The following is a 12,883-nucleotide window of genomic DNA, read 5'->3' as shown; positions in this document are numbered from 1 at the left end:
TCCGCTCTAAAATTACACATCCAAGTATTAGTACATATCGTTTACAATACAACACAAACATAAACAACCCGAGTAGTTGACCTATCAAATTGGCAACTGCTCGGGTTATGTTATTTATGCTTTAAATGTTTTATCTAAAAATTTAACCGTTTCAAACATATTAGTTTTACTTGCGCCCTTTACGAGAATCGTATCATCAGGCTTAATCAGTTCCTCCAGCAAGGCATGCAATTGATCTTTGTTTGTGTAATGATATATGTTCTCTTGTTTCATTCCTTTAGCCTTTGCTGCTGCACCAATTTCTTCGGTCCTAAACCCGTAAGTAATTAAAAGATCAATACTTTGGTCAGCAATATATTCACCCAATTTACGATATTCTTCTTCTCTTAAATCTCCTAATTCCCGCATCTGACCAATAATTGCAATCCGCCTCTTCTTACCGACATTTGTCAGTACTTCAAGAGCAGCCCTTACACCTTGAGGATGGGAATGCACAGTGTCATCTATAACCGTTATATTTTCACGACAGTTATAGACCGTCAGCCTTCTTGGAGGTTTTTTGAAATGTAAACCGGCTTTTATTTCTTGTGGCGTAAACCCTAAATAATCGGCAACCGCGATTGCATTTAGCGCATTATATACATGATGTTCGCCTAATATTGGAATAAATAATTGGATTTCCTGCCCTTGGAGTTTCATTTTAAAGGACATGCCATTTTCTTTATATTGAATATCGTAAGCTCGATAGTCTGCTTCCGTCTTCACTCCAGTTGTCAGTATTTTCCCTTTAAATTGATCAGTCAATAAATATTTCGAGTTTTCATCATCTTTATTTAAGATAAGTAACCCTTGTTGGTCCATACCTTGAATCAATTCTGATTTAGCTTTTGCAACTAGTCTCACATCACCATCAAAGTTACCAACATGTGCAAGACCGATATTCGTTACGATACTAATATTCGGTTGAATAATGCTACAGTGATTCGTAATAATCCCTGGATAGGCCATTCCGTATTCAAGAACGACGGCTTGGTGGGATTCATTAATTTCTTCAGCATGTTTTTTAGTATGCTCAGTCGTATTCCAATAATCTTTAGATTCGAATACATTCCATTTTTTAGATAAGATAGATCCTAAAAATGCCTTCGTTGTTGTCTTCCCTGCGCTTCCAGTAATTGCTATAATTGGTTTGTCTGTTTTTGCATCTACATAATTCGGCTTAGGGTGAGGCTTTGGCTCTACCGGCTGAGGCTTTGACTCGACAACCTTAGGCTTTTGCTCTATTGGTTTAGGTTTAGAATCTACGAGATTTGGTTTTTGTTTGACCCTCGCTTTTTTTACATGTTGGTAGTTTTCTGCTAAGTATTTTGCATAGCGAATGGAATGGATTACGACATCTAATTCTAAATAAAATGCTGGTGGACAGCCTGGACGCCAGTTTACTTCATAAACCCAAATTCTTTGTTGCGCATCTAGCCCAACATCGATCCCAATTTCATCAATGACTTCTCCAAACTTCGTCATCTGAATATCATCTAAATGGCGTGCCAAAGATAATGAAAAATGCTCTAACATTCTTCGTATATTAAAAGCTTCTTCCTGAAATTCCTGCTCCAAAAATGGGTCTAAATAATTTGTATATCCCCCGTTATTTATATTTGGAATAATCGAGCCATGTGGCGCTATTCGCGGATATACAGTCGTCACAACCCATTTTCCCTCACCATTTTTTTGCACGTGTAAACGAAAGTCATATACTTGACCCGATTTCATTTTCGATTGAATATAAGGTTGCATAATAAATGTTCCTGTAGCAAGAAGTTCATTTACTAATGCATTTAACTGGGGTTTTGAATACATACGGTTATCGCTATTTTGCCTTACCTCGAAAGTATCCCCTATTTTTATAATGAAATAAATTCCTTTACCTTTACGACCATCAACCGGTTTAAATACTATTTTTTTATGATGGGCAATATAGCTATGAAATACATCGATGTTTTTTACTATTTCTGTAGGAATAATATATTTTTCAAATTCTTTAGCTTCTTTTAATCGCTCCATGACATTCCATTTATTCCCTATAGAATGTGTAGTAAACGGTATTTCCTTTTTCAATCTCTCTATAATATCTTTTGACACCGATAATTTTTCTGGACTTCCAGCATTATAAATGACATCTGGAAAGGGCATCACTCTTTCATGCCATTGCCCATCTTCTAATACCTTCCCATCGATAGTACGGTTGTCAAAGTTTACCTTTCTAGGAGTAAAGTAAAAAAAATCTACCCCTTCTGCTTTTGCAACTGCTGCATATGCATATGACTTGAGAACAGTTTTAGGATCTAGACGATGATGCAACATCCCTATAATTGTCATGCGTTAATCTTCCTTTCTATAGATTCTTTCTAATAAATTCAGATTACGCAGCTTGCATATGGACAGATGCTCTAGTTTTTCAATTATTTTAGTAGTTTTACCATAGAACGTTTCTTACCACTTAGGCTCAATGATGAATTTCTTTTTTAATAAATCAGGATTTAATAGCTGAATAGCTGAAATACTGCCTAACTCAATAGACTTTTCTGTAGTTGTTCTTTCTAGTCGTACAACATCAGCAATCGAGTTCGTTTCATTGCCTTCATAATCATAAGCTCGTAACAGTGAAATGGTTCCTCGACAACGCTCCTTATCAATTTCTTCTATACGGAAATACTCTGTTTCAAATTGTTTGACAGTATCTATTAATCGTAAATGTGCTCCATTGTGCGTTATTAAAAAAAAGGGAATGGTATCACTACCAACTATTTTTACAAGAAGCTGACCATAATATTTCGAATGAAAATCTGTGATTATATCCTGAAGTGCTTTTATATCGTATAGCGCTTCACTTACAAAGTGGTTTCTTCCTTTTTCAACACCCAATTTCCCCAGCCCCTTCCTATTCCATTTTCGCAATGTATCATTACTCGAACAGTAGCAAAAAATTTATTTGTCCTTTCTCGTTATAATATGTACGTCATCGAAATATGACGACATAATTTATAAGGTGACACTAAAAAATAACGGTGTTTTACATAAAAAAAGAATGCTAGGCGTTTACCTAGCATCCTTCACAATATCGATGTAAAATTTCCGCGCAGTATTGCATTAATTCCGCGGTTCAGAGCGGTTTTTCCGCGATTCTATGCTTTAATTCCGCGATTCGCAACGGGTTTCCCGCGATACAATGCTTTATTTCCGCGATTCGCAACGGGTTTTTCACAAAACTAATGTGCATGATGTTGATTCCCTTGATTGAGCAGAATTACACCACCGATGATTAATGAAATGCCAATTGCTGTATAGAGATTAAAAATCTCTCCCCAAATGACAATGCCTAGAACGACTGTTAGGGCTGTCCCAACCCCTGACCAAATCGCATAGGCTAAACTTAATGGTAAAGTTTTCAAACATAAAGATAAGCAGTAAAAAGAAATGCCATAACCAAATGCAACTGCGATTGATGGACCAAGTACTGTAAATCCTTCAGATAACTTGAGCATAGTTGTCGCAAACACTTCACAGACAATAGATATCGTTAAATATATATAACCTTTCATTCTTAAATCCCCCTAATGGCTTCCGCCGGCGAGGTTTAAAATTACCACACCGATTATAATCAATAAAATGCCCGCCAGCTTTTTGACATTAAAATATTCTTTATAAAAAACAACGCCCACAACAGCCGTTAATGCTGTGCCTAATCCTGCCCATACTGCGTAGGCAGTGCCAATCGGTAAAGATTGCAATGTTAATGATAAAAAATAAAAGGCTGCGCCATACCCTATGACAACTCCTAGTGAAGGTAACAACCGCTTAAATCCTGCAGTTAGTTTCAACATTGAGCTGGCAAAAACCTCCGCAACTATTGCAATCAATAAAAAACCTAATGCACTCATGTTTGATCGTCCTTTCTCGTCATTTGCAATAATTGATCAAAAACAGTTTCAGTTACTTGCTTAGATACTGGTGCAATATTTAATAACTTGGAATAATACAAACCATCAATCGTTAAGCGAATCATATGAACGATTGATGGTTCAAGGCCATCGTGTAACAGACTTTCGAGTAATTGCTCATAGGCAATGGAAATCGAGTGATTATCATTGTGAATAATTTGTATGGCTATATTAATCCAAGCTCCGTCTTCATAATCTTTTTGTGAAGCTAAGATGAACCCCCTTGTTCTTTTACCAGTACCATGCTCCAGCTTAGTTAGTGCTTCAAAAGAGTCGACAAATTCAGTCATAATAGATTGTGCAATAGCTGAATAAAGCTCATCCTTTGATTTGAAATGATACAGAAGACCACCCTTACTGATATTTGCCTTTTGGGCAATTTTGTCCAACGTTAAAGTATGTAAATCATGTTCCTTTAAAAATTGAATCGCAGTATGGATAATATGGGCACGTTTTAAATCTGCCTTAGATGACACCGTATCCCTCCTAAAGAATTTATAATAAAAACCGTCTGGACGGTCTTTTTATTGTATAACGCCTCATGAGTATCGTCAACAAAGGAAGTCCCAAATAGTATGCACTATTTGGGACTTCCTCTACACGTTCAGATTTATAGCAATCCTGCCTTTTCTAAAAATGTCCGTGCTACATCTTCTATATTTTTCCCCTCAACGTTTACTTGATAATTCATTTCACGCATTTCGTCATCCGTTATTTGATTGGCAAGCTTGCCTAATACCTTTTCAAGCTCAGGATACTTTTCGAGTGTTTCCTTTCTTAACAATGGCGCTCCTTGGTATGGTGGGAATAGCTGTTGATCATCTAATAAAACAGTCAAATCATATTGTCGCAACTCACTGTCAGTTGAATATGCATCTAATAAATCGATATTGCCTGATTGAATAGCTTGATATCGAAGCTTTGGTTCCATCGTTGTAATAGAAGCAATATTAATATCATAGCGCTTTTGAATGCCTAAATAGCCATCTTCCCGATCATTAAATTCTAACGTAAAGCCTGCTTTGATTGTGTCTTGAATAGCTTTAATATCGGATATCGTTTGTAATTGATAGGTTTCAGCCATTTGTTTTGAAACGGCCAATGCATACGTGTTGTTATACTGCATTGGATTAAGCATAACCATATCGAATTTTTCCAGCATGCCATCTTTTGCTTGCTTATAAACATCCTCTTGGTTATTACTTACCGCTTGCTCTTTTAAAAACTCTGCAATTGCTGTACCTGTAAATTCAGGATAAATATCGATGCTTCCTGATTTAAGTGCATTAAAAACAAAGGAAGTTTTACCAAGTCCAGGTTTTAATTGCACATGTAAATCTGTGTCATTTTCAATTAATAATTTGTACATATTAATTAGTATTTCTGGCTCCGATCCAAGTTTCCCCGCAATCACAATATCCTCTTTGTCGTTAAAGTTTAAAAATGGCAACACAATTAACACGATTGCCGCCACACAAATCGCGCTTAATGCCGTAACTGTTCTTTTAAACGACAGTGATTCTAGCTTTTTCAATAGATAATCAAATACTAATGCTAAAATAGCGGCTGGTACAGCACCTAAAATAATGAGCGATGTATTATTGCGGTCAATACCAAGTAAAATAATATCTCCTAACCCACCGGCACCAATTAATGCTGCTAGTGTGGCTGTTCCGACTATTAAGACCATCGCTGTCCGTATGCCCGCCATTATTACAGGCATCGCAAGTGGCAGTTCTACCTTCACTAGTCTTCTAGTTGTATTCATCCCCATCGCCATTGCAGCTTCCTTTAAAGACGGGTCTACTTCATTTATACCTGTAAATGTATTGCGTAAAATGGGAAGCAGCGCATAGACAACAAGGGCAATAATAGCAGGCGTTTTCCCAATACCAAGCAACGGAATTAACAAACCTAATAGAGCTAATGAAGGAATTGTTTGTAAAGCTGCACTAATACCGATAACACTTTCTGCTATTTTCTTTTTATTCGTTAAATAGATTCCAAGAGGTATAGCAATAATTACTGCAAAAAATAGGGCAATGAAAGAAATTTGGACATGTTCTATTAATGAAGCAATTAGCTGACCTTTACGTTCATTCAAAACGTCAAAAAAATTAGTCATTTGCATCACCTCGTTCTGAGGCTAAAAAATGTAACATGGATTGCCTTGTAATGATTCCAATTATTTCAGTATCATTTTTCACTACAACACATTCTTGTTGAGCCAATTGCTGTAGAATGTGCTGTAAGGAATCGTCTACGGCAACACTAGAATGAACATAATTTTGATGTTCCTTTTCAGCAAATGGTTCCATTACTTGTTGAATGGTAAATACACTGAACGGATCATCCTTTATCCCAATAAATTTTTGTACAAAATCATTTACTGGATTTTGTATAATGTCTTGTGGCGTACCGATTTGGACAATTTCCCCATCCTTCATCACACATATTCGATCCCCTAGCTTTAATGCTTCTTGCATATCATGGGAAACAAATACGATTGTTTTTTGTATCGCTCGTTGAAGTTCTAGAAGATCATCTTGTAATTTTGTACGACTTATTGGATCTAGTGCACTAAATGGCTCATCCATTAATATAATTTCAGGATCTGCGGCCAATGCACGAATAACACCAACCCGTTGCTGTTCACCACCTGAAAGCTCCTTCGGCTTGCGCTCACTATATTTGTCTGGTTCAAGCCCTACCATTTCTAATAATTCACGAACTCGTTGCTGAATTTCTGTCGTACTCCATTTTTTCATTTCAGGGACAACAGCAATATTCTGTTGTATGGTCATATGCGGAAAAAGAGCAATTTGTTGAAGCACATAACCAATATTCCATCGTAGTTCATGAATGTTATAATCGCTAATTCTTTTACCGTTAATTCGTATTGTTCCTTCAGTCAAATGAATTAATCGATTGATCATTTTTAGTAGTGTCGTTTTTCCACAACCACTAGGGCCTATTATGACAAAAAATTCTCCTTTTTGTATTTCAAGATTGATGGAATTCACTGCAACTTGGTTGTTTTCATATGTTTTCGTAACATTCTCAAATGCGATCATACTCTAAGCTCCTTGTTAATGAAAAGTTCTCACTTTTTTTGATAAATTGGCTAGCTCCGCTCGTCTCTCCAGTATATCTTTCCACATTCTCAAGAAGATAAACTGCAAAAAGCTGCCGTACTTATACCGTCCATCATAACGACTCCATTCTCACTACTTTATTTTACATAATTTTATAATAATACCACAAAAGAGTATTTAAACTTTTTGTTTTATAACGATATTGCAATAACCTACTTTCATACACTTCTTAGAGACAAACGCTAACAACGAAACTTTTTCTTGTTAAAGTTCGTTCTATTAATTATGAATTCTAATGAAAAAACGATGCTTTTTATTATCTAATTGTTTTACAATAATAAGAGAGTAATCTATTTTTTGAAAAGAAAGGAGGAAGGTGTTGCAAATATTCAACATCTATAAACTACATGAGATTATTAAAAAAACTATTAATCGGAATGGTTGTCATAGCGTCCGTAATCAGTATTTCCACTTATATGATGATCCAGCTATTCAAGTCTACCAATAATCCCGTACAAGAATATGTTGATGAAGGTCCGAGTGTTGAAGAATTCATTGGCTCCATTGCAGAAACTGCAAGACAGCTTGGAGCAGAAAATGACCTTTATGCATCTGTGATGATTGCACAAGCCATTTTAGAGAGCAAGCAAGGGGAAAGTGGTCTAGGTTCAGCTCCTAATAACAATCTATTTGGCATGAAAGGCAAATATCAAAACGATTCGGTGACACTTGAAACATTTGAGGATGATGGCTCTGGTAATCTAACAACTGTGATGGCTGAATTCCGCAAATATCCTTCCTATGAAGAATCCATGAAGGATTATGTCCATTTACTTCGCAACGGTGTATCCTGGAACAAAAATTTTTATACTGGTGTCTTTAAAAGTAATACAAAGTCCTATACAGATGCGACAAAATTTTTAACCGGCTCCTACGCAACGGATTCAACATACAACGAAAAGCTAAATAACATAATTGCCAAGTACGACTTACAACAATATGACAGCCCCGTAAAAATTAAAAAAACCATTACAGTCGCGGATGGTGACTCTCTGATGCATATTGCACAGGCTCATAATGTTAAGGTCACATCTATTAAGCAATGGAACCAGCTTCGCACAGATACTATTGAAGCTGGGCAACAATTAAATATTTATCAATATTGAGAAACAAATGCTACTTAAAAATAGCAATCTACGAGGTATTCAATGTCCCGACCGTTGAATACCTCTTTTTTTCCAAGACTCATCGTTCTTTATAAAATAAGCTCCCAACTGCTGTAATGGTCGTTGCTAAATCTTTACGATATAACGCATGCTGTTCATCTAGACTATTAATATTAACCTCATTGCCACCGAGCGATGAATGTACATAAAGTGTCTGACCAATATACATTGCAACATGACCAGGGAAAAATAATAAGTCTCCTTTTTGCATGTGTTCAAATGTTATTTCTTTAATTGGAAAACCTTCAATGATATTAGCATCACGGAAAATCGTTACGCCATTTAGCATATAAGCTATTGAACACAGTCCTGAGCAATCAATGCCAAGCGGTGACTTTCCACCCCAGCGATACGGAGTTGCTAAATAGCTAAGTGCCGTTTGCACGACATTTTCTCGGAACTCATGCTCGGTAAGGCTATTTTCTGCAACTTTTTGGTGCAGCCATTGTTGACGTAAATAACCTATATCTCCTGTCGCTAATTGAATAGCTGCCCATTCCTTATTTAAAGTCTCATCAGAAACGACATGCACAATTGACCCTTTTACGAATGTCATTATTATCGAGCTTTGGATTTTCGGTGCTTGTAAAACATCTGCAAAACGCTGGTTAATTACATGTTGGGCTTTTAGAAGCCATGTACTTGTTTTCTTATCATCTATGAGTAAATCCCTTTTCTCACAATAGCCTTCGTAGCGGTAGGCAGTTTGAATACGGACCCAATCGTTCTCTAGCTCCTCTATAACTTGAACAGGCATACCATAAAGGATTTCATCAATCAGCTCCGAAGCACTATCTGGTTTAGCATGTAAATTTGCAATCATAGCAATGACAATTGCATTCATGTCGCCTCTCCCTTCAGTCCAATCAGATTATCATAAACGGCCTTTGAAAGATGACCTATTATTTGCCGAGCGATATCATTTTCAGTAACTTCTGTAATAAATACGCCAATACAATAATCTTGAACGTTACTGTAAACAATTCCTACATCGTGGTCAACGCTATCAAGACCACCAGTTTTATGGGCTATTTCCACATCATCGGCTATATACCGTCTTAAAGATTCATGAAAACGCTGGCGGCACAAAATATCAATTACAAGCTGACTAAACATAGGATTTAGAAGATTTTTTGTATAAATTTTGCTAAAAAGATGTGCCATATCACGCGCAGAGGTAATATTGTCAACGCCTTTTACAAGTCGCTCGAAGTCCATCATTTTTCGTTGCACTTGTGTATGCGATAAACCAATTTTACGAAAGAACTTATTAAGTGCATCCATCCCGATAAAATCAATTAATACATTTGTCGCAGTATTGTCACTTGTCGTAATCATCCATACTAACAGTTCGTCGATCGTACTTGTCGTTAATTTTTGTTCGCTAATGACACTATAATCGACCCAGTCCTCGCGACTTATCGTCATAACTTGATTTAATGGCACATTGTGGTTTTCTAAATAATCCAATACGGCAATGAGTATTGGCACTTTAATTAAGCTTGCACTAGAGAATGGTTCATCTATGCGTTCTTTAATAATGAACTGATTCGTCTTAAACTCTTTCACAAACATATGCACTTTGTACGGAGCATCATCTAGTATATGTTGAATCGTCTGTTGCATAGTTCACCTATCCTATAACTTTAATTTTTTGCGTGTCTGCATGTACTGTAATAATTCGACCTAAAGGAAGTGACATCGTCGGTAAACAGTGACCACAGGCAAGGTCCATTAAAATTGGTTTCTTTAACGGTTTTAAAATCTCCTCAAAAATAGTGTTTAGTGATAAGCTTCGTTCAGGGTGCTTCGGATTTTCAGGTCCACAATTCGTCCAAGCACCTAGTAACAACCCTTGTGCTTCATCGAGCTTACCAGCTAATTTTAACTGTGTAAGCATACGATCTACACGTTGCTCGCTCTCATCTATATCTTCCAAAAATAAAATCTTACCCTTTGTATCAATTTCATACGGCGTGCCTAGCGATGCCGTTATCAATGTTAAATTGCCACCAACAAGTTGCCCTGTCGCTTTACCCGTAACGAGTGTTGTCATTGGTTGTTGTGGAGGATTTAGCAGCAAGCAGTTGTTATCTGTTGCCACCACTTGCTTCAAAAATGAATCCCATGTAAATTGGTCCATGTTTTGAGCAATAAATTCCGTCGATGGCATTGGCGTATGATAAGTAACAAAACCACATTTTTGATTAAAGGCGATATGTAATGCAGTCACATCGCTATAACCAGCAAACACCTTTGGATTTTCTTTAATCATCTCGAAATCAAGCCTAGGTAAAATCTTCGTTGCCCCGTACCCTCCTCGTATACAGAAAATTCCATCCACATGGGGATTACGGAACATTTCATTTACATCATTCGCACGAAGTTCATCTGAACCAGCTAAATAACCATGTCTTGCTCGACATGTTTCCCCCACTATTACGTTAAAACCGAGTTTTTCAATACTGTCGATTGCGGGGTATAGCTTTTCTGGTGGCGTAGCGCCTGAAGCACTAATAAGTCCGATTGTATCCCCTTTTGTCAAAGCTTTAGGTCGAATCATTCGCTTACCTCCACTTTTTTTGATGTACGGTAATTTTCGATTTCCTCTTCGTTTGCTAAAACAAAATGCCCTTGCTCAATTTCCACAAATGAAGGTGGCGCCATATCATATCGATGCTGTAATGGATTATAAACTTCTACTACTTTCGCCCGCTCCTTATATGGATTTGGCTCAGGTACTGCTGATAGCAACGCGCGCGTATATGGATGAATTGGGTTTGTAAATAGCTTTTCTGTCTCTGCTAGCTCGACAATATTCCCTTTGTAAATAACGGCAGTACGATCCGTAATAAATCGTACGATTGATAGATCGTGGGCAATGAATAAGTATGTTAAGTTATTTTTTTCTTGTATGTTCGATAGCAAATTAAGCACTTGCGCTCGAATAGACACGTCTAGTGCGGAAATTGGCTCATCCGCAATAATAAATTCAGGCTCCATCACTAAGGCACGTGCAATCCCAATGCGTTGACGCTGACCGCCAGAAAATTCATGTGGAAAACGACTAGCGAATTCAGGCAATAGGCCAACATTTAATAGAGCATTTTGTACTTTTTGCTGACGGTCAGACTCATCTTTAAAATTTTTCGTATTGATGAGACCTTCTGAAATAATATAGTCGACCTTTGCCCGTTCATTGAGCGATGCCATCGGGTCTTGAAAAATCATTTGAATTTTTTGCGTAATATCACGGTCCCAATCTTTTGTGATTTTGCCGTTTATTTTCTTACCATGATACAAAATTTGTCCACCGGTTACTTCATTGATTCGCATAATGGCACGGCCAATGGTCGTTTTCCCTGAGCCCGATTCACCTACTAAGCCGAATGTTTCGCCTTTATAAATATCAAAACTAACATTGTCAATTGCCACGAACTTATTTTTCCCTTTACCAAAAACAACGTTTAAGTTTTTCACTTCCACTAATACTTCTTTACCGCTCATTGGCATACATTCTCCCTTCTTCAAAAAATGCTTGTAGTGCTGCGGGAGGCTCTACTTTTGGTGCACGAGGATCTAATAGCCATGTACGTGCATAATGTGTCTCACTTACTTGAAAAAATGGCGGACGTATTTCGTAATCAATCTTTAAGGCAAATTGATTGCGCGGGGCAAAAGCATCTCCTTTAATTTCTTTAAAAAGGTTTGGAGGGGTCCCCTTAATGGCGTAGAGCTGTTCCCCTTTCGACCCCAGCTGAGGTAAAGAAGAAATAAGCGCCCATGTATATGGATGCTTCCCATTGAAAAATACTTCATGTGTGCCACCAACTTCGATCACATCCCCTGCGTACATCACGGCGACACGATCTGCGACTTTTGCTACAACGCCTAAGTCATGTGTAATAAAAACAGTTGTCAGTCCGTATTTTTGCTGAAGATTTTTTAGAAGCTGTAAAATTTGTGCTTGAATGGTTACGTCCAATGCTGTTGTTGGCTCATCACATATTAAAATTTTCGGCTTGCATGCGAGTGCAATGGCAATAACAATACGTTGGCGCATTCCTCCTGAAAATTCGTGAGGGTATTGCTTATAGCGTTTCTCTACATCATAAATACCGACGTCCGTTAATAATTGGAGTGTTTCTGCATATGCGCTTTTGCCTTTTAGCCCTTGGTGTAACACAACACATTCCTCTATTTGCTTGCCGATTGTTTTTAATGGATTCAAAGATGTCATAGGGTCCTGTGTAACAATTGCTATTTCTTTACCTCGGATATTCAACCACTGTTGTTCTGTTTTAAACTGCGCTAAATCCATATCGTTGTATAAAATTTGCCCTTGCTCGATAGTACCGTTTTTATCGAGTAAACCCATAATTGATTTCATGAGTACTGATTTACCTGAACCTGATTCTCCAACAATGGCAAGGCTTTCACCTTTATATAGATCAAGGGAAATATCTCGAATTGCTGTGAGAACTTGACCACGAAGTGTAAATTTAATGACTAAGTTTTGAATCGTTAAAATACGGGATTTTGTTTGCTCCACTACCATTTC

General features: G+C 37.3%; 13 protein-coding genes. 1 reads left to right on the top strand and 12 read right to left on the bottom strand.

The genetic code is table 11. The annotated features are described in order from the left end of the window. Window positions 1–114 precede the first annotated feature (114 nt). The 7 genes from ACQKNX_RS03795 to ACQKNX_RS03765 form a co-directional block, all read right to left on the bottom strand. Window positions 115–2,379, bottom strand: a complete 2,265-nt coding sequence (locus ACQKNX_RS03795) for a YheC/YheD family protein (RefSeq protein ID WP_427427639.1) — start codon at window positions 2,377–2,379, stop codon at window positions 115–117. Window positions 2,380–2,493: 114 nt separating this feature from the next. Continuing rightward, on the bottom strand, window positions 2,494–2,925 hold the full coding sequence (locus tag ACQKNX_RS03790; RefSeq protein WP_340824698.1) for a hypothetical protein: 432 nt from the start codon (window positions 2,923–2,925) through the stop codon (window positions 2,494–2,496). Between the two features lie 344 nt (window positions 2,926–3,269). After that, complete coding sequence (locus tag ACQKNX_RS03785) at window positions 3,270–3,602, bottom strand: DMT family transporter (RefSeq protein ID WP_340824700.1); 333 nt, start codon at window positions 3,600–3,602, stop codon at window positions 3,270–3,272. A 12-nt stretch (window positions 3,603–3,614) separates the two neighbouring features. After that, the gene (locus tag ACQKNX_RS03780; protein ID WP_427427638.1) at window positions 3,615–3,941 is read right to left on the bottom strand and encodes a DMT family transporter; all 327 of its coding nucleotides are present in this window, start codon (window positions 3,939–3,941) and stop codon (window positions 3,615–3,617) included. Continuing rightward, window positions 3,938–4,477: a TetR/AcrR family transcriptional regulator gene (locus ACQKNX_RS03775; protein ID WP_427427637.1), complete on the bottom strand. Its 540-nt coding sequence runs from the start codon at window positions 4,475–4,477 to the stop codon at window positions 3,938–3,940. The genes ACQKNX_RS03780 and ACQKNX_RS03775 overlap by 4 nt, the downstream gene beginning before the upstream one ends. Before the next feature lie 134 nt (window positions 4,478–4,611). After that, window positions 4,612–6,126, bottom strand: coding sequence for an osmoprotectant update ABC transporter permease/substrate-binding subunit OpuFB (opuFB, locus tag ACQKNX_RS03770; RefSeq protein ID WP_427427636.1), 1,515 nt, complete (start codon window positions 6,124–6,126; stop codon window positions 4,612–4,614). Further along, window positions 6,119–7,075, bottom strand: coding sequence for an ABC transporter ATP-binding protein (locus tag ACQKNX_RS03765; RefSeq protein ID WP_427427635.1), 957 nt, complete (start codon window positions 7,073–7,075; stop codon window positions 6,119–6,121). Before ACQKNX_RS03765 ends, opuFB begins: the two co-directional genes overlap by 8 nt. A 428-nt stretch (window positions 7,076–7,503) precedes the next feature. Between ACQKNX_RS03765 and ACQKNX_RS03760 the strand changes: the two genes are divergently transcribed. Continuing rightward, on the top strand, window positions 7,504–8,262 hold the full coding sequence (locus ACQKNX_RS03760) for a glucosaminidase domain-containing protein (protein ID WP_427427634.1): 759 nt from the start codon (window positions 7,504–7,506) through the stop codon (window positions 8,260–8,262). A 79-nt stretch (window positions 8,263–8,341) separates the two neighbouring features. Here ACQKNX_RS03760 and ACQKNX_RS03755 read toward each other — a convergent pair whose 3' ends face one another. The 5 genes from ACQKNX_RS03755 to ACQKNX_RS03735 are packed head-to-tail and all read right to left on the bottom strand — an operon-like array spanning window position 8,342 to window position 12,880. Next, entirely contained in the window at window positions 8,342–9,166 is an 825-nt protein-coding gene (locus ACQKNX_RS03755) for a C40 family peptidase (protein ID WP_427427633.1), read from the bottom strand. Then, window positions 9,163–9,948, bottom strand: coding sequence for a serine hydrolase (locus ACQKNX_RS03750; protein WP_427427632.1), 786 nt, complete (start codon window positions 9,946–9,948; stop codon window positions 9,163–9,165). The genes ACQKNX_RS03755 and ACQKNX_RS03750 overlap by 4 nt, the downstream gene beginning before the upstream one ends. A 7-nt stretch (window positions 9,949–9,955) precedes the next feature. Continuing rightward, a complete protein-coding gene (locus ACQKNX_RS03745; RefSeq protein ID WP_427427631.1) occupies window positions 9,956–10,885 on the bottom strand; it encodes a S66 peptidase family protein in 930 nt (309 codons plus the stop codon). Continuing rightward, on the bottom strand, window positions 10,882–11,829 hold the full coding sequence (locus ACQKNX_RS03740; protein ID WP_427427630.1) for an ATP-binding cassette domain-containing protein: 948 nt from the start codon (window positions 11,827–11,829) through the stop codon (window positions 10,882–10,884). Before ACQKNX_RS03740 ends, ACQKNX_RS03745 begins: the two co-directional genes overlap by 4 nt. Continuing rightward, window positions 11,819–12,880: an ABC transporter ATP-binding protein gene (locus ACQKNX_RS03735; RefSeq protein WP_427427629.1), complete on the bottom strand. Its 1,062-nt coding sequence runs from the start codon at window positions 12,878–12,880 to the stop codon at window positions 11,819–11,821. The genes ACQKNX_RS03740 and ACQKNX_RS03735 overlap by 11 nt, the downstream gene beginning before the upstream one ends. Window positions 12,881–12,883 lie beyond the last annotated feature (3 nt).

Origin of the sequence: Lysinibacillus sp. NPDC093712, from assembly GCF_050280025.1 — a bacterium.
Classification (GTDB): Bacteria; Bacillota; Bacilli; order Bacillales_A; family Planococcaceae; genus Lysinibacillus.
The sequence above is the reverse complement of the archived record's forward strand: the minus strand, read 5'-3'. Positions and strand labels throughout refer to the sequence as shown.